The 23,811-nt window shown below is 44.2% G+C and carries 25 protein-coding genes and 2 pseudogenes; 10 read left to right on the forward strand and 17 right to left on the reverse strand.

Annotated features, from left to right (window positions below; genetic code table 11):
• Positions 1-135 precede the first annotated feature (135 nt).
• Positions 136-273, reverse strand: a complete 138-nt coding sequence (locus LBPC_RS11845) for a bacteriocin-like peptide, LSEI_2386 family (RefSeq protein ID WP_003571414.1) — start codon at positions 271-273, stop codon at positions 136-138.
• 368 nt (positions 274-641) lie between these two features.
• Between LBPC_RS11845 and LBPC_RS11850 the strand changes: the two genes are divergently transcribed.
• The gene (locus LBPC_RS11850) at positions 642-1,760 is read left to right on the forward strand and encodes a GHKL domain-containing protein (RefSeq protein ID WP_032775417.1); all 1,119 of its coding nucleotides are present in this window, start codon (positions 642-644) and stop codon (positions 1,758-1,760) included.
• Positions 1,761-1,764: 4 nt separating this feature from the next.
• Positions 1,765-2,571 carry a LytR/AlgR family response regulator transcription factor gene (locus LBPC_RS11855; RefSeq protein ID WP_003567351.1) on the forward strand — a complete coding sequence of 269 codons (807 nt, stop codon included), beginning with the start codon at positions 1,765-1,767 and terminating at the stop codon, positions 2,569-2,571.
• A gap of 361 nt (positions 2,572-2,932) precedes the next feature.
• On the opposite strand, the gene LBPC_RS11860 is transcribed toward LBPC_RS11855, so the two are convergent.
• Positions 2,933-3,130, reverse strand: a complete 198-nt coding sequence (locus LBPC_RS11860) for a hypothetical protein (RefSeq protein ID WP_003661762.1) — start codon at positions 3,128-3,130, stop codon at positions 2,933-2,935.
• A gap of 546 nt (positions 3,131-3,676) precedes the next feature.
• Between LBPC_RS11860 and LBPC_RS11865 the strand changes: the two genes are divergently transcribed.
• Complete coding sequence (locus tag LBPC_RS11865) at positions 3,677-3,916, forward strand: hypothetical protein (protein ID WP_003603311.1); 240 nt, start codon at positions 3,677-3,679, stop codon at positions 3,914-3,916.
• Between the two features lie 46 nt (positions 3,917-3,962).
• Here LBPC_RS11865 and LBPC_RS11870 read toward each other — a convergent pair whose 3' ends face one another.
• From LBPC_RS11870 to LBPC_RS16840, 3 genes are all read right to left on the reverse strand, one after another.
• The gene (locus LBPC_RS11870) at positions 3,963-4,883 is read right to left on the reverse strand and encodes an IS30 family transposase (RefSeq protein ID WP_003574021.1); all 921 of its coding nucleotides are present in this window, start codon (positions 4,881-4,883) and stop codon (positions 3,963-3,965) included.
• Positions 4,884-5,244: 361 nt separating this feature from the next.
• The gene (locus LBPC_RS11875) at positions 5,245-5,418 is read right to left on the reverse strand and encodes a bacteriocin (RefSeq protein WP_003599800.1); all 174 of its coding nucleotides are present in this window, start codon (positions 5,416-5,418) and stop codon (positions 5,245-5,247) included.
• A gap of 38 nt (positions 5,419-5,456) precedes the next feature.
• On the reverse strand, positions 5,457-5,630 hold the full coding sequence (locus LBPC_RS16840) for a ComC/BlpC family leader-containing pheromone/bacteriocin (protein WP_016365869.1): 174 nt from the start codon (positions 5,628-5,630) through the stop codon (positions 5,457-5,459).
• Between the two features lie 321 nt (positions 5,631-5,951).
• Between LBPC_RS16840 and LBPC_RS11885 the strand changes: the two genes are divergently transcribed.
• Positions 5,952-6,176, forward strand: coding sequence for a hypothetical protein (locus LBPC_RS11885; protein ID WP_003567359.1), 225 nt, complete (start codon positions 5,952-5,954; stop codon positions 6,174-6,176).
• Positions 6,177-6,977: 801 nt separating this feature from the next.
• On the opposite strand, the gene LBPC_RS11895 is transcribed toward LBPC_RS11885, so the two are convergent.
• The 8 genes and pseudogenes from LBPC_RS11895 to LBPC_RS17415 all read right to left on the reverse strand — a co-directional run.
• The gene (locus LBPC_RS11895) at positions 6,978-7,790 is read right to left on the reverse strand and encodes a CPBP family intramembrane glutamic endopeptidase (RefSeq protein WP_032781092.1); all 813 of its coding nucleotides are present in this window, start codon (positions 7,788-7,790) and stop codon (positions 6,978-6,980) included.
• Between the two features lie 283 nt (positions 7,791-8,073).
• On the reverse strand, positions 8,074-8,232 hold the full coding sequence (locus LBPC_RS17055; protein WP_167595908.1) for a hypothetical protein: 159 nt from the start codon (positions 8,230-8,232) through the stop codon (positions 8,074-8,076).
• Positions 8,233-8,347: 115 nt separating this feature from the next.
• Complete coding sequence (locus LBPC_RS11900; protein ID WP_003599808.1) at positions 8,348-8,680, reverse strand: hypothetical protein; 333 nt, start codon at positions 8,678-8,680, stop codon at positions 8,348-8,350.
• Between the two features lie 251 nt (positions 8,681-8,931).
• Positions 8,932-9,123, reverse strand: coding sequence for a hypothetical protein (locus LBPC_RS11905; RefSeq protein WP_016365872.1), 192 nt, complete (start codon positions 9,121-9,123; stop codon positions 8,932-8,934).
• A 313-nt stretch (positions 9,124-9,436) separates the two neighbouring features.
• Positions 9,437-9,772: a bacteriocin immunity family protein gene (locus LBPC_RS11910; protein ID WP_003599812.1), complete on the reverse strand. Its 336-nt coding sequence runs from the start codon at positions 9,770-9,772 to the stop codon at positions 9,437-9,439.
• Between the two features lie 118 nt (positions 9,773-9,890).
• Positions 9,891-10,376: pseudogene (locus tag LBPC_RS11915) on the reverse strand (sugar O-acetyltransferase); the annotation flags it as partial.
• Positions 10,377-10,390: 14 nt separating this feature from the next.
• Positions 10,391-11,311 (reverse strand): IS30 family transposase, encoded by a 921-nt coding sequence (locus LBPC_RS11920; protein WP_003574021.1) that lies wholly within the window; start codon positions 11,309-11,311, stop codon positions 10,391-10,393.
• Positions 11,312-11,422: 111 nt separating this feature from the next.
• Positions 11,423-11,542: pseudogene (locus LBPC_RS17415) on the reverse strand (maltose acetyltransferase domain-containing protein); the annotation flags it as partial.
• 151 nt (positions 11,543-11,693) lie between these two features.
• Between LBPC_RS17415 and LBPC_RS11925 the strand changes: the two are divergent.
• The gene (locus LBPC_RS11925) at positions 11,694-11,948 is read left to right on the forward strand and encodes an AbrB/MazE/SpoVT family DNA-binding domain-containing protein (protein WP_003661740.1); all 255 of its coding nucleotides are present in this window, start codon (positions 11,694-11,696) and stop codon (positions 11,946-11,948) included.
• A 1-nt stretch (position 11,949) separates the two neighbouring features.
• Entirely contained in the window at positions 11,950-12,357 is a 408-nt protein-coding gene (locus LBPC_RS11930; RefSeq protein WP_003603324.1) for a type II toxin-antitoxin system death-on-curing family toxin, read from the forward strand.
• 151 nt (positions 12,358-12,508) lie between these two features.
• On the opposite strand, the gene LBPC_RS11935 is transcribed toward LBPC_RS11930, so the two are convergent.
• Positions 12,509-13,462, reverse strand: coding sequence for an aldo/keto reductase (locus tag LBPC_RS11935; protein WP_003599822.1), 954 nt, complete (start codon positions 13,460-13,462; stop codon positions 12,509-12,511).
• 204 nt (positions 13,463-13,666) lie between these two features.
• On the opposite strand from LBPC_RS11935, the gene LBPC_RS11940 reads away from it, so the two are divergent.
• Positions 13,667-14,401 (forward strand): SDR family oxidoreductase, encoded by a 735-nt coding sequence (locus tag LBPC_RS11940; RefSeq protein WP_016365947.1) that lies wholly within the window; start codon positions 13,667-13,669, stop codon positions 14,399-14,401.
• Between the two features lie 25 nt (positions 14,402-14,426).
• Positions 14,427-15,590 (forward strand): NADH-dependent flavin oxidoreductase, encoded by a 1,164-nt coding sequence (locus LBPC_RS11945; protein ID WP_003661736.1) that lies wholly within the window; start codon positions 14,427-14,429, stop codon positions 15,588-15,590.
• A gap of 175 nt (positions 15,591-15,765) precedes the next feature.
• On the opposite strand, the gene LBPC_RS11950 is transcribed toward LBPC_RS11945, so the two are convergent.
• The 3 genes from LBPC_RS11950 to LBPC_RS11965 all read right to left on the reverse strand — a co-directional run bounded on the left by LBPC_RS11950 (position 15,766) and on the right by LBPC_RS11965 (position 19,932).
• Positions 15,766-17,142 (reverse strand): class II fumarate hydratase, encoded by a 1,377-nt coding sequence (locus LBPC_RS11950; protein WP_016365497.1) that lies wholly within the window; start codon positions 17,140-17,142, stop codon positions 15,766-15,768.
• Between the two features lie 132 nt (positions 17,143-17,274).
• Positions 17,275-18,033, reverse strand: a complete 759-nt coding sequence (locus LBPC_RS11955) for a hypothetical protein (RefSeq protein ID WP_003599827.1) — start codon at positions 18,031-18,033, stop codon at positions 17,275-17,277.
• A 291-nt stretch (positions 18,034-18,324) separates the two neighbouring features.
• On the reverse strand, positions 18,325-19,932 hold the full coding sequence (locus tag LBPC_RS11965; protein ID WP_003599829.1) for an Nramp family divalent metal transporter: 1,608 nt from the start codon (positions 19,930-19,932) through the stop codon (positions 18,325-18,327).
• 387 nt (positions 19,933-20,319) lie between these two features.
• On the opposite strand from LBPC_RS11965, the gene LBPC_RS11970 reads away from it, so the two are divergent.
• Together LBPC_RS11970 and LBPC_RS17060 are read left to right on the forward strand one after the other, a co-directional pair.
• Positions 20,320-23,037, forward strand: coding sequence for an HAD-IC family P-type ATPase (locus LBPC_RS11970; RefSeq protein WP_003603333.1), 2,718 nt, complete (start codon positions 20,320-20,322; stop codon positions 23,035-23,037).
• Positions 23,038-23,336: 299 nt separating this feature from the next.
• Positions 23,337-23,702, forward strand: a complete 366-nt coding sequence (locus LBPC_RS17060; protein WP_003580900.1) for a hypothetical protein — start codon at positions 23,337-23,339, stop codon at positions 23,700-23,702.
• Positions 23,703-23,811 lie beyond the last annotated feature (109 nt).

The following is a 23,811-nucleotide window of genomic DNA, read 5'->3' on the forward strand; positions in this document are numbered from 1 at the left end:
TAAACAAATGATCAATAATCTAATTCCTTTGTTTTAAAGAGCTGCCAGAACAAGTTGGTTACCGGCCTTACCTTTATGTCATCTACCTTAATGATTTAGATGGGAGCGAAACCTCGTAAACACGATTTCCCTGATTTATTTAAACAAACCATCAAACCATCTTCTTATTTTGTTGAATGTTGGCGAAACATCACGGATGCTGTCACCTCCAATGAATCCCAAAAGTTCTTCGTCACTCATATTGACCATCTTCTGCTCATCAAACTGTTTCATTTCTTTTTCCTCCTCATTCAAGTTGAAGTGTTCTTTTGCTTTACATGAATTCAATGTAACAGACTTTTGGCTTGTTCTTGTTTTCCAAAAATAAACGTAGGGTTTTCGCCGATTAACGTCGCTTCTACGTCTCTTCTTAGTTTGTTACAATGATTTTTTAACCCTACTCAGCATTCAGAGGTCAACTCCATGGAAACTTATTCTGATCTAGCCTATATTCTTTTAACATCACCCGTGTTCATCCTAGGCATAACGTTTCCGTCATATATTTTTTTCAACCGAATTAATCTCATTCACATTTTTTTTGGTCCATCTTAGCGATAGTGTTGTCTACAACACTATCGCTACTTGGTGAAATCTTCTTTGGATTGATCTATGCCTACTACATGTCAAAAACTCATAACCGATCTGATGTATTCTGGGTTTTCCTATTTTTGGAAATCAACTTGATTATTGTCAATTTTCAAACACTACTGGAAAAGTTCTTCACGTTATCAATGACCAATAACTTTTTCTTTATAAGCATAACGTCTAAATTAATCACCAATATCGTACTGCTCATATTGGCTATTTGGTTGTTTGGTACGAGGAAAAAAATTGTCAATAATATGCGTCATTTGGTTCAAGAAAAAGATGGTATTTGGATGTCGGCTATCTTTTACCTAGGTGCCTCTTGCACTGTCATGTACTTTCTAGAGTTTACCTTTATACTCCTAAAGCTTGATAATGTTCTTGCTCTACTCATACTATCTGCCTTCATTTTTTTCATGGTTGTCAATTTATGCTCTCTATTTTTTATTTTGAGATCTTACCGATACTATCTTGAGCTACTGGTCGTTAAACACACCAATGAATCACGACGAGCTTACTATGCATCACTTAACCAACAAAGGGAAAATACTAGCAAGCTTCTTCATGATTATAAGAACCTACTAGCAACGCTCCAACTTTCATTGCAACAAACTTCAGCAAGTCAATCTTCTGACACGAGCAATATCATCGCGCAAGCTCAAAGGTCAATACAACAAGCTGAAAGTGGAAAAGACTCATTAGCAGCAATCGAAAGTGATCCGCTTCGAAATCTCCTCTATTTGAAGTGGTCAGAAGCGACGAATAGTGGTATTAGATTACACATCCACACCGAAGGAACAATCCAACCGCTGAGTAATAATGCCGGTTTTGCCGTCATCAGCGCACTTGGTATCTTAATCGATAACGCCTTAGAAGAATCTATCAGGATTAACAAGACTCATTTCAGCGTCCTGCTAGTGGCTTCAGATCGGGGGCTAGAAGCAAGCGTCGTCAACGATATCAATGATGATTTCAATCTAGCAAAATTTGCAGAACCCGGTTTCACAACCAAAGGCCGCGGGCATGGCAATGGCTTGACCATCATAAATGAGTTAATCCAGCAGAATAAAAATATCATCATTAAAAAGACCGTTATTAACAAGCAACTAAAGATCACTTTGTTTATAGGGAGATGACTTCATGACCAACCACCAAACGATGCTGAAGATTTTCATTCTGGAAGACAATGCTGACTTCTTGAATTTCCTAGAAAGTACACTTCGCAATTATATTATGATTGAGGCATTGCATGCCGAAATCAAATTCACCACTCAGTCAGCGACAGATTTGTTAGATGCTGTTGATCTAGAAGAGATTAATGACTGCCTTTTTCTGCTGGACATTGACATCCCTGGATCTTCTGTAAGTGGTATTGATATCGCCACCATCCTTCGAAAAAAGTCTTTATACGCTGACATCATGTTCATCACCAGTCACACTGAAGAAGCCTTGTCGATTCTGGCCCACAAAATTGCACCTTTAGACTTAATTGATAAAAGTGTGCTTTTTGAAGTTGAAGCTCGACTGCGATCAAATATTGTTTACGCCATCAAGCGATTGAAGGCGCGTCAATTGCAATCGCCACGACTTTTTAATTACAGCATAGATTCAAATCTCTTTACAGTTATATTAGATGAGCTACTTTACATTCAAACAACCCCTGGTATCTCTGGCACGTTGGAACTACATGCAGAACGCGAAATCGCAACCTTTCCGGGAAACCTGAAGGAGGTATCGCTCCAATACCCAACATTGTTTCGCTGTCATCGAAGCATTTTGCTCAACCCAACGCATATTTCTAAATTGGACACGCATGGCCGTTTTGTTTACATGGATAATCAAGACAAACTTGAGGTCAGCATTCGTAGAGTGTCGGCCCTGCGTCAGGTCATGATGACCGCGAATAAACCACAGTCTGCTACCAATGATCTGTCAAATGATGCTTGAATGGTATATCTCTTTTTTCGTGTCTCTACTAGAAGCGAATCTAAACGGTGATGAAAATAAAGGTAACTTGAAAAAACTCCGATATTCCCATAACCTGGCAGAAATATCAAAGTTTCTAGTAACTGTTTCATTTAACTGCTGAATACGACAACAGATTCAGTGTTGTTTCCTGTGAATCTGTTACAGCAGTGCTTACTCATTAATGCTGTTTAATTTTGAGATATAAATACACCTTAGTCCAGCTGATTAGTTCATGAGAAACAGGCGCTGCAATCAAAAACTGTTTCAGTCCTTGATTGCAGCGCCTGTCTATTTGATGACACCTTTAGAATAACTTTTAAGAAGCGACAGATTCTCAAACCTATTTCTTTAACTTGCCCTGTCTCTTGCCCGATTTTGAAGAAGCAAAAGTCAAAGAAGAAGTTGTTAATATTAACAACGGGACGATAACGTCAACTTTAGGAATCACCTTTAATGCAAAGGCAAGCATGTACACGGGTAAAAAAACAATACCGAGCCATCCAATAAATCTTGCCATTTTATCTCCAGTTATGATCATGTTGACCTCCTGATTAACTATTTAAGCGACTGCCCACTTTCCCAGCTGGTAGCCAAAGCTCAATATCATGCTTCAATGCCTTTTAACACCATGCCAAGTAACAAGTCCACTAATTTTCAGTACCTGCTTAGCTACCTTACACACAGTATACGTCCGACAAATGGTTCTGTGGTCCTAAAATTTTTAACGTTGGTAATTTAAAGTTTTTCGTTAATTCTTTTAAAAAAAGTGCAAAAGTACTGCGGAATAGACAATTTTGCGACGTTTACTTCTTCGGCTTTTACACTAGTTTATGATAGACAAGGCATCGACAAAATTCCTGATTTTGTCTACGTTGCACTAGAAATAAATCCGCATTATCACAACCTAATATCTTGTTATCTGTTACACTCTTTCTTCGAATGGGCGTGATAAGGATCAATCAATAAAAGAATTAGGCTTGCTATAACCACATCGCATCCAGTTAATAAGTGCCTATAAAATGACTACCACAAAAATACCTCCAACTTTCTTGATAAATCAAGAAAGTTGGAGGTTGTCTGGATTTTGAAAATGGAACTAATTGCTGCCTCAAAAATGAACTTCGGTAAACATCCCATGAGCAGGCACTTCAATAAAAGATCCAAAATTGTCTTTCACGTTTGTCGATCAACCAAACATGTGACAAAGAATAAACTTAAATTGAAGCATCTATTTGAGACGCCGAGCTATCTCTGGTCACTGCTAATCGAAGTTAAAATGATTGAAGTAACTAAAGCAATGGCGCAGATACCGACAATCTTGTGACAACTTTTAAGAGATATATGGTATGGCCTAGATTGCAATAATAAAGTTACCACCTAGAAAGAGGCTTGCTCACTGCTTGAACTGGGGTTTGCCAACGGAGACATTTTCTAGGTTTGTTATTGATAAGCGCTGTGGCTTGTTGAATATCGGTCTCTGAAACCTGATCAAACTGTGTTCCCTTCGGGAAATAGTAGCGAAGTTCTCGATTGAACCGTTCATTTGTGCCCCGTTCATTCGGGTGATAGGCGTGGCAAAAGTAAACCGGTATCCGATAGCGCTTTGTAAGCGCCTGATCGCAGGAAAACTCTTTACCGTGATCAACCGTCACTGATCGAACCGGACCCGGAAAGTCCACCATCAGTCTTGCAAATCCCTTGAGAACAGCATTTTGTGATAAGTTTTCAAGCTTAGTTGTCGCCATTAAACGTGTCACCCGATCGACAATGGTCAAAACAGCAGCCTTTGACCCGCGACCACCGCGAACTGTATCCATCTCTAAATGTCCTTTTTCGGTTCGCCGATTAGCTGACTCACTGCGAATCTCAATTGAGGTGCCTACTGCTTGGTTATAGCGCGACCGAAGGTCTTGTCTTCTTTTATGACGTTTACCGTGATCAAAGAGTTGGCTTGGCTGAAAATCGACTTGTCTTTGATAAATCCAGTGGTAAATCGTGTGTGGCGCACAGTGAACGGCATAACCGACCATTTCAGGGGACCAACCTAGGTTTAGCTTCTCAGTTACCATCCGCTTCAACTTAGGCGTTAAAATCGAGTGCCGACCACAACGATGCCGACAAGTATCGGCATGATCCTGAGCTATAATGGCGCAGTAATCACCTTCAGGGCAACGGTGAAGCTCATGCCTAATAGAAATACGAGAGCGGCCTAAGGTCGCGGCGATGTATTGAATCGTGTGGTGTTGCATCAGTTCTATCTGAGATCGTTCAATTAAGGTTATAATGGCCATGGGACCTGTCCTTCTCTCTAGATGGTATGTTATGCAAACACCATTTTAGCAAGAACGGACAGGTCTTTTTTCACATTTTCTGGGTGGTAACTTTAATTATGCAATCTAGGATGGATAGGCAGTAGTAAGCATAGGTACGATGCTTACTATCAGTAAATTTCTTCGTACGCTATCGCCATGTGCAAGCTAGGTCATCATATTGATAAACCAAAATAGTATACAAAGTTGAAAAAATCTCATCTAAGTTGGTCGATGTCGTCATCCTTGAGTATATCAAGCAACTATTCTTAAGGATCAGTTCTTGCGATCAGCTTTCGAATGAGACGAGATTGCTGGGCAGTTCTACGAATCGATTGGCAAATCAATAAATTTTGTACTTGTTAGCGATTTCCCAGCCAGTTTTGGCACCACTAGCAATTTCATCTGCGTGACTCCACGCATCTGATGCTAGGAATCCTAGAATGGCGGCCACTGGGATCACAAATGCAAAGCCACCAGTGATCTGGCTAAGTTCTTTATCTTCTAAGTTAGTCATTGTGCACATCCTCCTTTTGCTGTTTAGCTAGGAATGTATTATTTGAATAGGCTGATAAGATCTAAGGCCATTTCTGGAGTAGGCCCAAACAAACTATTAGCGCGCCGTGCGGAGAATCCAAGACCGAGACCAAGGATTGACCATAAACCACCGTTTTCGCCACCAGAAATCTTTTCCAAGCTGCTGTTATCTAAAGTCATGAATTGTTGCATTGTTATCCCTCCATTTTCTTTGAGTGATTCATTGCTAAACATTTGGTTCTTAGGTAAAACGGTCGGGGGTGCTAGCTACCCTACACACAATATACGGCTAGCAATTGCTTTTGTGGTGACTTAAATTTTAACGTTGATATTTTCAATTTTTTTGTCAGTTCTATCGTCAAAAAATTGAAAATACGACGAAAAAAGGGGATTTTACGACGTTTATTTTTTGATGACCCATTTTTCTTGAACACTAGTTATTATGAGTATGAAATGATGTAATGATACTGAAAGTTTAAAGATGCTGAGCATAACCCAATGGAGATGACTTTCATGAATGCATACAAGCAGTTGAAACAACCACTGTCAATGTGGATCATTAATTGTTGCTTAGTGGCGTTGCTCTTTCTTGTTCCCGATGATTCAAGTATCTTTGTCTATATCGTGATTGACCTCGCAATCGTTGCTAACGGTTTTGATTTATTAAAGAAACTATTTGGTCTGTCAAAGCATGCGGACTGGCACCACAACACTTGGAATCGTGATGAATCAAAATAAGCCTACAAACTAAGCGTCGCCTCGTCATCGCTTAATTTGTAGGCTTGTTTTTTTGACTTTTTTCACACACCACAATAAAAATAACGAGAAAGATCAAATAGTAGCGATCAATAAATGAAATGTGAGGTAACAAATCTAGATCACTTAAAATCAGCCAAACTATAGCAAATAAAAAGCCGCCACCAACAATAAAGCTGCTCACTTTTCTAAAACTCATAAACAGACCCACTCTCTATCATTCTTCAATGTTTATTTTTGCAATAATACAAACGGTTCATTTGCCAATTGAGGAGATTAAATGCATATAGACATCATGATCCGCTGACTTGAATTATCTGTTCAACAGTTGCAATAACACCTTAGTCTGGCAAAGTGTTTAAGTGTGCACGAGAAAACGAAAGTCATATTCACAGATGAAAATCATTTAGAGCTTCCTTTTTTGAATAAATCACTCCTCAAAAAATCGAATACAGACACCAAAAGAGACGAGCTTATCATGCTCGCTATGAAGGTAAACAATATCACGAATATGATAACGAATCTCATTGTATTGTTAGTGCTAACTTGATAAATCATAGAAACGAATTCTTTTGGATTTATAATCCTGTACAGAATACTGAGTATCATTACCTGTATTGCTGACAAAGCAAGGATCATAATCATTCTTTGACTTTTTTTAGATTTGGTCACTTGATTCAGCTCCTCTTTTGTCGATATTTCTATAATTAAATAAGCGATTAAGCATATCCAGTAATAAAGTCTTCTGCAATTGCGAGTACAGGCGTCCAAGATACTATAAATTTATTTGATTGCTTGGCCTGCTAACCTTGCCATGAACCCTTCTTTGTCATGACAGTGCCATAAGAGCCACATAGAAATGGCCACGTAAATGCCTGCCCAGATCACCGAAACGATTATGAGCGTCGTTTCGTCACTTACCCCATTTAATTTGCTGGGATAAGGGCCGTGAATCAGCGTTACCAAGATGTCGATCATGAAATGAACAAAAATCGGCATCAGCAATGTGCCATAACGAACGTAGAGAGCAGCCAGCAGCATGCCCATCCCGCTGACTTGAATCATCTGACCCACAGTTGCAACAGCACCTTGGCTTGGCAGATTACTCCAGTGTGCAAGCGAAAACGCCAGACTGCTTAGTAACATGCAATAGAGAAAGTTACGTTTGGTACCACCACGGTTAGCAAGGTAAAAGGCGCGGAGCAATCCACCGAAAATAACCCCGCGATATAGGTACTCTTCAGGAACAGCGGCGATGGTACCAATGACACTTGCTTGTAAAATATCTAAGAAGTTTCGGTTGGTAAAAATTTGCCAGGCCACAAGGCAGCCCACAATATCCCAGAACACAAATTTCTGCCAGCTTGGCCAGCCAAATGACGTCCTAAAGATAATCTTTTGTCTTAACAGCAACAGATTGAGCCCCAGAATGATAACTAAACTAAGTACTTTATAGAGCACAATGTCTGCCCAAAAATCCAGCTGTAGAAAATTCAAAAATGGGGTGAACACAAATGCTTCTATAAGTTCATCCAAGATAAAAATGTATAAAACACGTAATCCAGGCGTGAACAACCGTTGCCGTTTCTTTTTCATTCCGTCACCTTCATCCAAGTTGACAAAGCCGGCTTTTTCCGACATTGCTATGAACAATATACCGATTAATGAATGGCTTTTAGTCAACTAATTTTAAACGTCGTGTTTTCGCCATTTAACGTTGACGATCATCCGTCAAAAATTCGCTAGCGGTCATTTATTGACAAAAAAAGCCACTTCACTCGGCAAACGACGCTACGCTAAGCCAAGGAGAAGTGACGCTGCAGTGTTGAAAAAGTCGCGGAGTTTGTGATTGGCGCAATTTTCCACCGGTCACAAACACCTACATGCCCTGCCATCCCTTTAAAAACCCCGCAATAATTTGGTCAGTGTGTGACCAAGCATCTATCGCAATAAATCCTAAAATCAGCATTGTCAGGAATTTACGCCAGGTCATCCCTTCAATCATTTGTTGCAAACCATCATTCTTTATTCGATGCATCTCATCGTGCTCCTTCCCCAACCAGTCTAAATAAAGTGGTAAGTCACAGGATAAACAGCGTAACACTCGACTTCCGACTTCGCATTTGCGTGTGCCAATATTGGCAACAAACCGATCAAGTAATAAAGTGCGGTCCGCCAACCTGACTCAGCTCTTCATGAATATCATTCTCCATGAAATCTTTCAGTTGTTGCCACCATTGATCAGCTTCCGGCGATAATTTCATCCCCTGCAACCCAATTAAGCGAACGAACCGAGAATACAGGCGCGCTAATGCGTAATCAATGGCTCTATTTTGAAGCACATTTTCTTTTTCCAAAATGTGTAGCGCATCATCAATGACCTCTTGTGCATCGGTATTCATGACACTGACGGTTGCAGTTTTTTGAAAGCTTTCGTTGAGCCCTGTCATAATAAAATAGACTTTATTTCGCTGAATCATGTTCATGATATGTCACCATTTCCTTTGATGTCGTGACAATTTTTCTATAGAAATGTTTGAAAAGTATCGATGCTATAGCTTTTAGGCAAAGTATCGGAAAACAATGGCTTTGTAGCCCGACTGATGGATCTTGATACCGTCTTGTATTTGAACTCTTTTAGATATGAGTCATCGTAACCGATTACATTTTAAAATCAGTTTGTCCTTGTGTACAGAAATTCGGCTTCACGTTTTTCTGCCTTCTAAGCAGACCCAATTCAATGCCTCGCTTTTTCATATCCGGCATCAGTTTCCCGCAACAACGTGAGTCCTACCGCCAAAAGCAGTAGTGGCAGCGCAAAGTCACCTTGGTTGACCCAGCCCATGGCGGCAGCCAGCGTAAAAAGAAAGACACCACTGATGCCTATCAGTAAAAGATAATGAATTGCTTTATTCAACGTCATCGCCAACTTGTATCCCCCCGTCCAGATGAACATCGACTTTTTCTCGCGGATGCTTTCACACACACTGTACTGGATAGTTCACACGACAACGCAAACTTTTTTTAAACGTAGGCTTTTGCCCGATTAACGTCGCTTTTTTGTCAAATATCGACCAAATTTTCTCTTTATCGATCTGCTACTCGGTTTTTCTTAACTGGTGTCAACAAGTTTCATGGCAAAAAAATAGCCGCAGATCTTAGTCTGCGACGTTTTTGGCAAATCATAACTGATTGATCATCAACTTTAGCCTCACCGTTTAAAATTCACAGCCCTACATCGGCTAGTGCCCCCAAACAATGGGAATGGCAACTAAGCCAGCGGCCAAGGCTTGCGCGCGATAACGTGCTGCATCAATATCGGCAGCAGGTACATCTTTTTTGATGTAATTGAAGACGGCCACCAGCTCTTCTGGTACGGCGTGATGAATCAGATAGTATTTGGAAATGTCGTGGGACAACTGAGTGACAGCCGTCACATAAGCCTTATCGTCATCACCTTCATCAACCTTTTTGGCGTTGGTTTCGATAAGCGCCCGTAATGCCGGCTCTGCTTTGATCGTTGGGTTAGCGTATGCCTTGCTTAGCATCGACATTAAAGTTTCACGTTTATCTGTCATCCTGCACTTCCTTTCGATGATTAACTTGGCAATTCATGCTCACTCAGAGCACTTTAGTCATTGTGAATATTGTTAGAATGCGCTTGTCAATTGCCATTTTCAAGTATCGATTTGGCGTTTAGATCATGTCATGCCCTGCAAACCCTGTTTTATCAGCAGCCGTGATCTCGCGCAGCACTTCGCAAGGATTACCCGCCGCAATCACGCGAGCTGGGATGTCGTGGGTGACAACACTACCTGCTCCGATAATCGTCCCCGCACCAATCGTGACGCCTGGTAGCACCGTCACATTGGCAGCGAGCCAACAGCCATCCCCGACTACAATCGGTTTAGCAATGCAGCCACCAAGTTGTCGTTCAAGTGGATCAAAAAGATGGTTGCTGGTGTACAAACCGACTTTCGGGCCAAATAAAACGTGATCGCCAATGGTCACCGGCGCCCCGTCCAAAATGGTACAGTCATAATTGGCATAAAAATGATTGCCTACGCGGATATTCCGACCAAACTCACAGTGAAAATTTGGATTCACAAACGGTTTGACGCCAGTTTGGCCTACCAATTTCCTAAACAAGGCATTGCGTTTGGCTGGATCGTGTTCCCTAGATTGCAATAATAAAGTTACCACCTAGAAAGAGGCTTGCTCACTGCTTGAACTGGGGTTTGCCAACGGAGACATTTTCTAGGTTTGTTATTGATAAGCGCTGTGGCTTGTTGAATATCGGTCTCTGAAACCTGATCAAACTGTGTTCCCTTCGGGAAATAGTAGCGAAGTTCTCGATTGAACCGTTCATTTGTGCCCCGTTCATTCGGGTGATAGGCGTGGCAAAAGTAAACCGGTATCCGATAGCGCTTTGTAAGCGCCTGATCGCAGGAAAACTCTTTACCGTGATCAACCGTCACTGATCGAACCGGACCCGGAAAGTCCACCATCAGTCTTGCAAATCCCTTGAGAACAGCATTTTGTGATAAGTTTTCAAGCTTAGTTGTCGCCATTAAACGTGTCACCCGATCGACAATGGTCAAAACAGCAGCCTTTGACCCGCGACCACCGCGAACTGTATCCATCTCTAAATGTCCTTTTTCGGTTCGCCGATTAGCTGACTCACTGCGAATCTCAATTGAGGTGCCTACTGCTTGGTTATAGCGCGACCGAAGGTCTTGTCTTCTTTTATGACGTTTACCGTGATCAAAGAGTTGGCTTGGCTGAAAATCGACTTGTCTTTGATAAATCCAGTGGTAAATCGTGTGTGGCGCACAGTGAACGGCATAACCGACCATTTCAGGGGACCAACCTAGGTTTAGCTTCTCAGTTACCATCCGCTTCAACTTAGGCGTTAAAATCGAGTGCCGACCACAACGATGCCGACAAGTATCGGCATGATCCTGAGCTATAATGGCGCAGTAATCACCTTCAGGGCAACGGTGAAGCTCATGCCTAATAGAAATACGAGAGCGGCCTAAGGTCGCGGCGATGTATTGAATCGTGTGGTGTTGCATCAGTTCTATCTGAGATCGTTCAATTAAGGTTATAATGGCCATGGGACCTGTCCTTCTCTCTAGATGGTATGTTATGCAAACACCATTTTAGCAAGAACGGACAGGTCTTTTTTCACATTTTCTGGGTGGTAACTTTAATTATGCAATCTAGGGTTCATTGTTAAGTGCATCAGTTTTGGCAGTTGCTTCATCCCGCACAGCCAGTAACAAAGGATCCATATCGTCGTATGGCTTACCGGTTGCCATGAAAGCAAACTTTTCTTCTAGATTCATTGCGCCACCTTTCTTTCATGGCTCAATTTTACCAGATTTTCGTTTTCATCAATGAGAAATCAACCAATTCAGTGCGAGTATCATATGAGTCTTACTTTTTCCTTACTTCTATGTTAGCGTCAATGTAAGAATAAAGTAAGGAGATAAAACCATGTCAATCATTGATAGGGACTTTATGGAAGCCACTGTGACGAGTAAAGGTCAGGTCACCATCCCTGTCGAAATCAGACGGCGTAGCGGCACCAAAAAGAATACGAAGGTTCGGTTTGAATTGAAACAGGACGGTGATATCGAAATGCGCGTGGTGAATGGTCACAATTCGGAAGACGAAAAAGAATTGCTTCATACGATTCAAGGCTTAATCGGACAATATCGCACAGTCATGGCTTATTTGAAGGATAGATAGGATGAAATATTTGTCCGAAGATCAAATCATCGCTATTAACGTTGTCGTCCAAAAACAACAAGAACGGACGCCACAGTTAAAAGATGCGAACGCGCTTAATGATATCGTGCAATCTGCGCAACAAGAAGTTTTTGGAATTGCGTTGTATCAAGATTTAGCCAGTTTGGCTACGTTCTATTTTTTAAAGCTTATCAAAAAGCACGTTTTTAACGATGCTAATAAGCGGACGGCATTCATGGCGACAATTCTCTTCTTAAAAAGAAACAACGCAGCACTTCCAACCGATGATCAATTTCAACTTGATCTTGGCAATTTAGCGATTGAAGTCGCTAAAACTGACGGCGAACCAGAAAAATTAAGACATCAGGTGCAATCTTTTTTCGATCAAAATATTAAGCTGAATCTATAACGTCAAAATCGGTGTTTTTAGACAGCCGGCCAGATACAAAAAATTGTTGTCGCTAATCGACCTCAGGCTCATTTATACAACATGCAAGGCTAGCTTTACCAGCCAATATAAAAAATCGCCTCAACAATTCGAGACGACTTTTTGTCACAACTTACGGCAAGTCATTCCCCGCCGCAAAGTAAATATCATACCATTCCTGTCGGGTCAACGTGATGTCCGCGCCTTCCGCACTTTCCTTGATATGTTCAGGATTCATAGAGCCGAGAATCACTTGCACACCGACTGGATGGCGTAATAGCCAAGCGACTGCGATTGCATTTTTATTGGTATGGTAGTGGTCAGCGACTTTCTGCAGTTCATCATTCAACGCCTTAAACTTCGGGCTATCGATGAAGGTACCTTCAAACATGCCGTATTGGAATGGCGACCAGGCTTGTAAGGTCATGTGTTTGCGTTGCAAGTATGGTAGCAGGCTGCCGTCATGATCGACAGAAGCCTCGTCGGCCATGTTGGTGTGCATCCCCGCATTGACCATACCAGTGTGCGCAACGGAGAACTGAACTTGGTCGATCAGCAAAGGCTGCCGAATGCCGCTTTCAAGCAACGCAATTTGTTCAGGGTTAAAGTTGGAGACACCAAAATGCCGAACCTTGCCGCTTTGTTCCAATGCATCAAAGGCCGCCGCAACGTCATCGACTTCCATTAACGGATCTGGCCGGTGCAGCAAGACCGAATCAAGGTAATCAACCTGCAACCGTTTCAAAATGTGATCAACCGCTGACAGTAAGTGATCTTTTGAAAAGTCGTACCGTTTGCCAAATACCAAACTGCCATGAGAGCGTTTTGGATCAACGACAATCCCGATTTTCGACTGAATGAATAACTGATCGCGGGAAACGTTAGCCTGCTTCAAAGCTTCGCCAAAGACTTCCTCGGATTTACCTTGACCATAAATGTCGGCTGAGTCGATAAAGTTGATGCCGTCATTGTATGCACTATCCAGCACATTGGCCGCTTTGTCGGGGGCCAGCACATTCATCCGCATGATGCCCAAGGCCACACTTGACGCCTGCCAATTGGATCCGCCTAATCGAACTTGTTTCATAAACACAAAACTCCCTTCGATACGTCTTTTCAAATTATGTTACTGACGACAAGTCAAGTGTAGCCCCTAAAGTCTACTTGAGGTCAAGCCAATATTAGAATTTCAATAAAACAGCTTGCATGGTGCTGAGCTGCGCGGTAGGTTAAGCTGTTTCTGTTACTTATTTTTTCTTAGCAGGATAAGCCCATAAAGGAGGCCGTGATTTTGACAGTTAAAGATAAAGTGGTTGTAATCACAGGTGCATCGAGCGGGATTGGCGCGGCAACGGTACAAGTGCTGGCTCAGGCTGGTGCAAAGCTAGTCATCGGTGCGCGGCGCACAGAACGGTTGGCCGAATTGGCGGCCAGCTTTACGGACGGCCAGGTGCTTTATCAGCAAACCGATGTGACCGACCAGCAGCAAGTGAAAGCGCTGATTGATTTGGCGTTGGATAAGTTTGGTCATGTGGATGTTTTGTATAACAACGCTGGCCTGATGCCACTTTCTGAAATGGCCGAACTCAAAGTCAACGAATGGGAACGTATGATTGACGTCAACATTAAAGGCGTCTTGTATGGGATCGCCTCGGTTTTACCGCCTATGATTGCCCAACACAGTGGCCAAATTATCACAACAGACTCAGTTGCCGGTCACATTGTTCACCCTGGAACCGCCGTTTACTCCGGTACCAAGTGGGCTATCCAGGCGATCATGGACGGCCTGCGACAAGAACAAGCGGCTAATCATATTAAAACGACCATGATCTCGCCCGGTGCCGTGAATACTGAGCTTTTCAGCACAATTACCGATCCTAAGCGCCGTGAAGCTGTTGAAGCCGATGAAAAAAACAATGGCCTCAGCGCCTCGGATGTTGCCAAGGCAGTTTTGTATGCCATTGATCAACCGGCCAATGTTGCCATCAATGAAGTGCTCTTACGGCCAGTCACGCAAGAACGTTAATTTTCGTCTAAAGGAGTGTGATTGCATGTCGGGTTATCATTTTTTAAAACCGTTCACCTTCAAGCACCAAACCATCACGTTGAAAAATCGCATTGTCATTCCGCCGATGACAACGCGCCTGTCGTTTGAAGACGGCACTGTGACGCGGGACGAAATCAGGTATTACCAGCAACGGGCCGGTGGCGTCGGCATGTTTATTACCGGTACCGCCAATGTCAATGCGCTTGGCAAAGGATTCGAAGGTGAGCTAAGTGTCGCTGATGATCGATTCATCCCCGGTTTGAGCAAACTCGCCGCTGCGATGAAAACAGGCGGCACCAAGGCTATTTTGCAAATCTTCAGCGCTGGCCGCATGAGCAATAGCAAGATTCTGCGCGGTGAGCAGCCAGTCAGTGCCAGTGCGGTTGCTTCGCCACGGGCGGGTTACGAAACACCGCGCGCATTGACATCGGCAGAAATCGAGGCCACTATTCACGATTTTGGTCAAGCTGTGCGCCGCGCCATCCTTGCTGGTTTTGATGGCATCGAACTGCATGGTGCCAACACCTATCTGATACAGCAATTCTATTCGCCAAACTCTAATCGCCGAACCGATGAATGGGGCGGTGACCGCGATAAGCGGATGCGTTTTCCGTTGGCAGTCGTTCATGAAGCAGAAAAAGTGATTGCCACAATTGCTGACCGGCCATTTTTGTTAGGCTACCGCATTTCGCCGGAAGAGTTGGAACAGCCTGGCATTACCTTGGATGATACCTTGGCCTTAATCGACGCTTTGAAACAAACCAAGATTGATTACCTGCACGTCTCCCAAAGTGACGTTTGGCGAACCTCATTGCGCAACCCTGAGGACACAGCCATCATGAATGAACAAATTCGTGACCATGTCGCCGGTGCTTTTCCAGTGATTGTGGTTGGTGGTCTGAAAACGCCAGCCGATGCTGAGAAAGCGGCAGATTCCTTTGACTTGGTCGCCATTGGTCACGAAATGATTTGCGAGCCGCACTGGGTTCAGAAGGTCTTAGACCATGACGAAAAGGCGATCCGTTACCAGATCGCCCCTGCTGATCTTGAAGAACTTGGCATTGCGCCGACCTTCCTCGATTTCATCGAAAGTATTTCCGGTGGGGCAAAAGGTGTTCCGCTAACAACTGCGCAGTCTGTGACATCAAGCAACGTGACTCAAGATTAATCTAGCATTTCAAATCATCGTGCGAGTCGAGCTGTAAAAAGCTCGGCTTTTTTCTTGCCGTCTTCAACTTACGCGATGGTGCCTGAAGCTATGCGAAGGACAGTGACACAGATGGTCCAAAGCCCAGACCATCTGTGTCACTGCCACTTCGCTACGCCGAGCTAACCGCGCCAGCTCACGCTCTTGTCATTTTTAACGGGTCGACCCATTTATCAAACTGCGCTGCTGTGACGTCGCCGCTTTTTATTGCGGCTGCTTTTAGATCGAAGTTTTCTTGCTCAGCCAATTGCGCGATGGCGGCACTTTTTTCGTAGCCGATGTGGGGTGCGAGGGCGGTGACCAGCATGAGTGAATGATCAACGAGTGCTCTCATATGCGGTGCGTGGATGGTCAAGCCGGCAGCTAATTTTTCAGTGAAACTCGTGACTGTTTTTGTTAGTAGATCAGCCGACTCTAAAAAGGTACTGATGATAACCGGCTTGTAGACGTTCAATTCAAAATTGCCTTGTGACGCGGCCACCGTGATCGTCGTATCGTTGCCCATGACTCGAACAGCGGCCATGGTTAGCGCTTCGGCCTGTGTGGGATTCACTTTGCCCGGCATGATGGAACTACCAGGCTCATTGGCCGGAATGCGCAACTCGCCGTATCCAGCACGTGGACCACTGGCAAGGAAGCGAATGTCATTGGCGATTTTAAGCAGATCAGCCGCTAGCGTTTTAATGGCACCATGAACAACGCTAATTTCTGAGTGTGCCGCTAAAGCAGCAAACTTATTGGTTTTCGCCGAAAGTGGTAATTGATAAACATCGCTCAATCGGCCTGCCACAATCTTGCCAAAATTAGGGTCAGCGTTAAGCCCCGTTCCGACTGCTGTTCCGCCAATGGCTAAGTAAAAAAGATTGGGCTGAAGCTGCTTTAAAGCAATCTGATCATGCTCCATCATGGCCACCCATCCGCTGATTTCTTGGCCAAACGTTAGCGGCGTTGCATCCTGTAAATGAGTTCGACCGATTTTAACAACACGAGCGTAAGTGACGGCTTTTGAATATAAAACACTGCACAGTTGGTTGACAGCCTGCAGCAACTGATTCACTGCAATAGCCGCCGTAATATTCATCACAGTTGGAAAAGTATCATTGGAGCTTTGACTGTGATTCACATCATCATTCGGTAGGATCGGCAAGTCGGGGTTGAGTTTTGCAGCTTGGTGGCTAATGACTTCGTTCACATTCATATTTGTTTGTGTGCCAGACCCGGTTTGATAGACATGCAGTGGAAAATCTTTTTGCAGTTTTTCGTCTGGCAAGGCCAACAAGGCATCGACTGCTCGCGTGATTAATTGGCCTTTTGGTGCCGGTAAAACATCAGCGGCCACATTTGCTCGCGCTGCCGCTTTTTTGAGTTGCAGCAAGGCCCTAATCACTGGCATCGGCATCAATGGACCAGCCTGAAAATTATGCCGGCTGCGCTCTGTTTGCGGTCCCCACAAAGCGTTTGCCGGAATTTCAACTGGTCCTAATGTGTCCGTTTCTGTTCGATATTTGCTCATGTTTACCTCCGTCATCACCATCAGAAAAATTCAACCAACATGCCTATTTGCATAGACCTATTTTACACGAATTCTCCGACGGTTAAACAACTCAAGTAAAACAAAAAGCCACCCAGCACGGTTAATCGCCGTTTAGTGCAATATTGTTTCGACAAGTTGTGCCGCTTCGGTTTGAGCTTTGATAGAACCAGTGGTCAGTAATGACAAGTAGAGATGGATCGGATCTGCCTGTGGTGTCGATATACCACCATGTAGCCGACGACTCACCGTAGCCGGATCAACTGACCATGTTTGAATGATGACTGCGCGACTATCATCGACACGATGCTTGCTATTGGCAATTTTTAGGGTTAATTCCGCCTTCAGTAAACGATCATATGCAGCCTGTGAGACAGCATAAATCAACGGTTGGTTACTGCCAAATATCGCTGCCTTAATTAGAACGGTGCCAGCCGCCTCCAAAGGAAAGTTTTCACTGAAGTCACCGCTGATTTTCAGCAACTGCTCAAACTCATCAGTAGTGTATGTGCGGGTTGCTAGAATTGGCGATGTCATTAGACCGTTATATTGCTTGAAAAGCGTCCATGGATCATTTGCCAGTTGATAATGCTTATGAGTTCGATGGCGATCGGCCAATAAAGCGCCAGAAACCTGTAGTTCCAATCTAGCGCGCTTCATGATTGTTCGACTGCCAATACCTGCTAATTGGCCAAAATCTTCAAAAAACTGCCGCCCGCCGCGAAACGACAGACGCTTCTTGCTGCCGCTTGCCTGAGAACCCACACGATCAGCATACATAAGACTGATCAGCAAATCCGTTGCATGTTGCGACAACATGGCTGGCGTTTCTAATAACTGTGTTGACATGCTTGTTTCTTCTCCCTGTGCCATCCCATCACTCGCTTTCTATATTGTTTACCTATTCATGAGACTATGAAACTTTAGCTCCTATGCTTTCTGTCATAACGTGCACCGGCTTATACTTAAAAAAGCCGCTTTGATCAACAAACAGATGATCAAAGCGGCTTTACTAGGAAAACTGACAACGATAATGATTATTTGGTTGAATGCGTGGCCGTCTTAGATTGCATATGATCTAACCCAAGAATAGCGAATAGCCAAGGATCGTACCCCACAGATTCCTCGATCCCATCGCAACTCATGGCCAAAGATTCAAACAAATCATTGTTCGTCAACATCTGCCTTCGCCTCTTTTTCATCGGCTACAGCTGCAAGATGTGCTTCATAACGTTGATTGCCCTTATACAGATCCCAGATCGTCCAAGCGAGTAGCGCGAGGATGGCTACGATCAGAACAATGGCAATGATGTTGGCCATGTTGGTTTGTGTAGCCGTTGGATGATCGCCGAAGAATCCGGCGATTGAATCTGGCAGGCCTTTAAGGTTCAGTCCAGTCAAGCCGAGAACGGAAATCCAACCGAGCACTTTGACCCAACCAGTGTTCTTGAACCGATCGCCCATTTCGACTTTACTGTTTGTGAACATCAACAGTGGCAACATTGAGAATGGTAACGCAAACGCTAGAAAGACCTGTGAATTGTTCATCAAGGTATTTAACGCCTCATGTTGCTGAATTGGCGTTTCTCTAGCCGTCAACATAACACAGACGATAACTGGAATGACGGAAATAATCCGGGTAACCAACCGTCGTGCCCACAGAGGCATTTTCATATGGACAAAGCCTTCCATGATGACCTGACCTGTTAAGGTACCGGTGATGGTGGAGTTTTGACCTGATGCCAATAACGCAACCGCGAACAGAATTGACAGAATACCAGATTTAGCAACGGCAATTAAAACACCATTACTTAAAGTTGAAGAATCTGACAAAGCTTGGAACAAGCCGAAGAATGATGGATCTTTAACGGCACCACTCTTGAAGACTGCGACCCCCATAACCAACAGCAAGCAGTTAACAACAAAGGCGAATGACAGCTGAATGTTAGAATCCCATGCTGAGAACTTAACAGCCAGTGCCACATCATCCGGGTTCTTGTGATCAATTTTCCGCGTTTGCGAAATGGCACTGTGCAGATAAAGGTTATGCGGCATAACCGTCGCACCAATAATGCCAAGTGCACCTTGGATAGGACTCATGCCGTTAATCGAAGGTGAACTAGCGAATGTTTCACCGGTTGGAATGAATCCCTTCAGCAAAGCACCCATGTTCGGATCGGACAAAGCAACCTGATAAACGAAGACCAGTAAAATGACAAGAATAAGAGCAACAACAATGGCTTCGATCTTTCGGAACCCGATCTTGGTCAACAGCAGCAGCACCAGCACATCAAGCACCGTTACCAGAACGGCGATGACTAGTGGAATGTGGAACAACAGATAAAGCGCAATGGCAGCACCGATAACTTCAGCGATATCAGTCGCCATAATGGCCAACTCAGTCAGGATCCACAGCACAATCCCTAACTTCTTCGACGTCCGTGCGCGGATAGCCTGTGCAAGGTCCATTTGGCTAACAATGCCAAGTTTAGCTGCCATGTATTGCAATAGCATCGCAATCAAACTTGACATCAGGATAACGGAAATCAGTAAGTACTGAAAGTTTTGCCCACCTGTGATGGACGTTGACCAATTCCCGGGATCCATGTAACCAACGGCAACCAACGCCCCTGGCCCGGAATAAGCAAAAAGCGTGCGCCAAAACCCTTTCCCGTGCGGCACCTCAACAGTACCGTTAATTTCTTCCAATGACGGCCCATTCGCGTATTGAATGAGCTTAATTGGATGGCGCTTCTTGTGATCATCACTCACAATAACTCTCCCCTTTCGTTTGAAAAAAGTTAAGTCCCTGGGGAACAAGGCCTTTTAGGTCTCCCTAACTTAATCCTTTCTTAGGATATGCCTGTACTGATATATCGTCAACCGTTTTATGAAAATAATTTGTGTTTTTAAAGGAAAAATTGTGAATATAGCCATACAAGTTATTACTCAGAATTGCCGTTATTGTTAAAAAGTCACTAGTGTGAGGATGTTCAAACGTCTTTTCGGAAAATTTATCGACCCATCAGGTTTTTCAACTTTTCTGCAAATACTAGTGTCCCCATAACCGCCATTAACAAATTGTTTGCAACCGGTTTAGGCATACCATATTATATAGTTAGCAACAAAAAATTTATATTATGAAATGAGGAATCATGCATGGAAGAAGTTCCTGACTCGCAACCACCTGCGTCTGCACACAGTATCAAGGACCTGCAGCAATCGTTGCAGGTCCCGTCCCTTGACCACGGCCTTTCTAAAGAAGAAGCCGCTAAACGCCTGAAGGCAAATGGACCGAACTCAATCGAGTCGCATCCAACGCCAAAATGGCTAATTTTTCTGCGTCAGTTTAACAATCTGATCATCTATATCCTGATCATTGCCGCGATTTTGACAACCGTGATAGGTGATGTGACCGATACCTCAGTTATCGTTTTGGTCATTATCATCAATGCCATCATCGGCTACTATCAGGAAAGTAACGCCAGCGATTCCTTGGAAAAAATCAAGAAAATGCTGGCTCCTGAAGCCACGGTTTACCGTGACGGTGAACGGCTTGATATCCCTAGTGCCAATCTTGTGGTCGGTGATGTCGTCTTCCTTGAAGCAGGCGATAATGTCCCGGCTGATTTGCGCTTAGTTGATATTGATAATCTCACCATTCAGGAAGCTGTCCTCACTGGAGAAGCCAATTCCGTCATCAAAACCACCGCAACATTGCCAGCTGACACGCCATTAGCTGACCAAAGCAATATTGCGTTCGCCTCCACTGCCGTTGCTGGTGGCAGTGGCATCGGCATCGTGGTTGCCACTGGTCATCAAACCGAATTCGGTAAAATTTCCCAAGCGGTATCGGATGTCCGCAAAGGCCGTTCACCGATGATGCGTGAAATTGACGGCATTGGCAAAGGCATCTCCTATGCGATCATTGCCGCTGCCGTGCTGCTGTTCATTTTCGGCCTCGTCATTGGCAAATACAGTTTGCCCGTCCTCGCCTTGGCCATTGTCACGATGGTCGTCGGCTCTATGCCAGAAGGCTTGCCAGCCACCACCTCGGTCATATTGGCCATGGGCGTGTCCAACATGGTCAAAAAGCAGCATGTCATTGTGAAAACCTTGCCAGCTGCTGAAACGCTTGGCTCAGTTGATGTCATCTGTACCGACAAAACTGGCACACTCACCAAAAACGAGATGACGATTACCACCATCGTGACACCGCAAGCAACCTACGATGTCAGCGGTACCGGTTATGCGCCGACTGGTGACTTTTCAATGGCTGGAAAAGTGATTGATCCAGCTGCACATGCCGATTTAACAGCATTACTGACTGCTGGATTTGAAGCCAACGACACGGAATTGCACCAAGAAGATGGTCGTTATGTCATTAACGGCGAACCCACAGATGGCTCGTTTCTGACTGCCTACTACAAGGCTTTCAAACAGGAACCGGCGAACACCGAGCGCGATCTGATGCCATTTGATTCCAACAACCGGTACATGGCGAAGTTAGCTAAATGTGCCGATGGTCGTACGAGACTGTTTGTTAAAGGATCGCCGGATAAAATTCTTCCGTTAGTTGCTGCAGCACATGCTGACTTTGATCAGGGTCGCTACTTGAAGCTCACCAGCCAGTTCAGTGTCCAAGGCCAACGGGTCATTGCAGTTGCCGAAAAGGTAGTGCCAAACGCCACAACCGAAATTACCCCTGAACTGCTCAGCGAAGGACTTGATTTTCTCGGCATCACCGCGATTATCGACCCGCCGCGTGAGTCTGTCATCACGGCCATCAAGCAAATGCGCCGCGCTGGCGTGAAGGTGAAAATGATTACTGGTGATCATCCAGAAACTGCCATCGCGATTGCCAAAAAACTCGGACTGGCTGATTCCCCAGAAGCGGTCACCGGTGCGCAATTGGCGGGCCTATCAGATGAAAAACGTCGACAATTGATTCTTAATGCTGATGTTTTTGCCCGAACGACCCCTAAAGACAAGCTGACTATCGTCTCTGTGCTGCAAGAAGCAGGCAATGTCACGGCAATGGTCGGTGATGGTGTCAATGATGCGCCAGCCCTTAAAAAAGCCGATGTCGGCGTTGCTATGGGCCAGTCTGGTACTGATGTTGCCAAGGATGCAGCGGATATGGTACTGACCGATGATCGCTTTGCTCGCATGGAAACTGCCATCGCGCAAGGGCGGCGGATTTACCAGAATATCAAAAAGAGTATTCTGTTCCTGCTGCCGACTTCATTTGCTGAAGGCTTGGTCATCGTGTTCACCATTCTGACGCAACAAGAAATGCCATTGCGTGCCAGTCAACTCCTGTGGATCAACATGGTCAGTGCTATTACGATCCAATTTGCCTTCATTTTCGAACCTGCGGAAGCCGGCACCATGGATCGACCACCACGTAAGAAGAACGCCGCGATGATGCATAAACACGATGTTTTCCAAATTGCTTATGTTGCCATGTTAATTGCAGGCATCGGCTTGTGGGCGTTTGACTGGTTGACCGCAAATCATCTAACCGATCGCACAACGGCAAGTACCATGATGGTTAACATGATTGTTTTAGGTAAAATTTTCTATCTGTTTAACATTCGCACCAATACATTGGCACTCTCAAAGAACCTGTTCAGTAATCCCATGGCCTTTGTCATCATTGGGATCATGCTAGCATTGCAATGCTTCCTGACCTATGTGCCGTTTATGCAAGACATTTTCCAAACCGCACCGATGTCTTGGCGTGAATGGGGACTGGCGATACTTGCCGGCTCAATCATTCTCATTGTGACCGAAATTGACAAAATCATTCGGATCCGCCGTCAGCGTATGCGCGGCCATGGTGCCTTTCGGTCAGTAACCAAAACACAAGGATAATGTTTGGCCTCCCTAAATTTTTTCTTCCAATTTTGGATTAATCATGGTAATACTATAAGTAAGGTTTCCCTAACAAACCTTATGCGTATTTAGAAGGCCTGATAGCCAGATCGACCATCGCTCAAGCTGTCAGGCTTTTTGAATACCTTTTTTCTTTTAAATAAAGGCATTATCAGTTGAGCAGTCCCGAATTCTGCTTAGTCACATCACTAAAAATTATTTCAGGCTTACCTAATATTTCTCTTTTAAATATCATCATAACTGCTATACTAAAAGTGAAAAGAAGAGGAGTGATCGTTTTGAAATTGTATCAAAGCCTTACCCAAGTCCAAATCAACGAACAATTCGCTGGTCAAGCAACCGGCTACAAGCTTTCCACGACCCTTGATAAGCCGCTGAACTACGATCCAACGATTCTCTATCAGTATTTGGATACCGTCCTGAAACCGGGCAGTCGCCACGACGAAAACAACTTGCGCTACGTGACTGATCCGGGCTATATCGGCGAAAACTTTAATTACCAAAGCGTCCCGTTTACTTCGCACATGACCGAATTCGACGAGAAGATGGCCTTCGCACGCAAACTGGTGGCCGACCTTAATCGTCATTTATCTGTCAACATCAAACCAGAAGATGAAACTATCGAACTGGTCTTTGTTGACTAAAGCAACCGTGTTACCCTCCTTTCCTAGTCGCGATGCTTCTCTCCTGATCATTTGCGGCTAAGTACCCAGTCAAGCATGCTTAGTTGCAACAAAAATGACCGTCTACTTT

Origin of the sequence: Lacticaseibacillus paracasei subsp. paracasei, from assembly GCF_000829035.1 — a bacterium.
Taxonomy (GTDB): domain Bacteria; phylum Bacillota; class Bacilli; order Lactobacillales; family Lactobacillaceae; genus Lacticaseibacillus; species Lacticaseibacillus paracasei.

What these genes read in the sequence shown, in the direction of transcription:
- LBPC_RS11845 (WP_003571414.1), bottom strand. Translation starts at nt 273, where the DNA reads ATGAAACAGTTTGATGAGCAGAAGATGGTCAATATGAGTGACGAAGAA.
- LBPC_RS11855 (WP_003567351.1), top strand. Translation starts at nt 1,765, where the DNA reads ATGACCAACCACCAAACGATGCTGAAGATTTTCATTCTGGAAGACAAT.
- LBPC_RS11860 (WP_003661762.1), bottom strand. Translation starts at nt 3,130, where the DNA reads ATGATCATAACTGGAGATAAAATGGCAAGATTTATTGGATGGCTCGGT.
- LBPC_RS11870 (WP_003574021.1), bottom strand. Translation starts at nt 4,883, where the DNA reads ATGGCCATTATAACCTTAATTGAACGATCTCAGATAGAACTGATGCAA.
- LBPC_RS11875 (WP_003599800.1), bottom strand. Translation starts at nt 5,418, where the DNA reads ATGACTAACTTAGAAGATAAAGAACTTAGCCAGATCACTGGTGGCTTT.
- LBPC_RS16840 (WP_016365869.1), bottom strand. Translation starts at nt 5,630, where the DNA reads ATGCAACAATTCATGACTTTAGATAACAGCAGCTTGGAAAAGATTTCT.
- LBPC_RS11885 (WP_003567359.1), top strand. Translation starts at nt 5,952, where the DNA reads ATGAATGCATACAAGCAGTTGAAACAACCACTGTCAATGTGGATCATT.
- LBPC_RS11895 (WP_032781092.1), bottom strand. Translation starts at nt 7,790, where the DNA reads ATGAAAAAGAAACGGCAACGGTTGTTCACGCCTGGATTACGTGTTTTA.
- LBPC_RS17055 (WP_167595908.1), bottom strand. Translation starts at nt 8,232, where the DNA reads ATGCATCGAATAAAGAATGATGGTTTGCAACAAATGATTGAAGGGATG.
- LBPC_RS11900 (WP_003599808.1), bottom strand. Translation starts at nt 8,680, where the DNA reads ATGAACATGATTCAGCGAAATAAAGTCTATTTTATTATGACAGGGCTC.
- LBPC_RS11910 (WP_003599812.1), bottom strand. Translation starts at nt 9,772, where the DNA reads ATGACAGATAAACGTGAAACTTTAATGTCGATGCTAAGCAAGGCATAC.
- LBPC_RS11920 (WP_003574021.1), bottom strand. Translation starts at nt 11,311, where the DNA reads ATGGCCATTATAACCTTAATTGAACGATCTCAGATAGAACTGATGCAA.
- LBPC_RS11925 (WP_003661740.1), top strand. Translation starts at nt 11,694, where the DNA reads ATGTCAATCATTGATAGGGACTTTATGGAAGCCACTGTGACGAGTAAA.
- LBPC_RS11930 (WP_003603324.1), top strand. Translation starts at nt 11,950, where the DNA reads ATGAAATATTTGTCCGAAGATCAAATCATCGCTATTAACGTTGTCGTC.
- LBPC_RS11935 (WP_003599822.1), bottom strand. Translation starts at nt 13,462, where the DNA reads ATGAAACAAGTTCGATTAGGCGGATCCAATTGGCAGGCGTCAAGTGTG.
- LBPC_RS11945 (WP_003661736.1), top strand. Translation starts at nt 14,427, where the DNA reads ATGTCGGGTTATCATTTTTTAAAACCGTTCACCTTCAAGCACCAAACC.
- LBPC_RS11950 (WP_016365497.1), bottom strand. Translation starts at nt 17,142, where the DNA reads ATGAGCAAATATCGAACAGAAACGGACACATTAGGACCAGTTGAAATT.
- LBPC_RS11955 (WP_003599827.1), bottom strand. Translation starts at nt 18,033, where the DNA reads ATGGCACAGGGAGAAGAAACAAGCATGTCAACACAGTTATTAGAAACG.
- LBPC_RS11970 (WP_003603333.1), top strand. Translation starts at nt 20,320, where the DNA reads ATGGAAGAAGTTCCTGACTCGCAACCACCTGCGTCTGCACACAGTATC.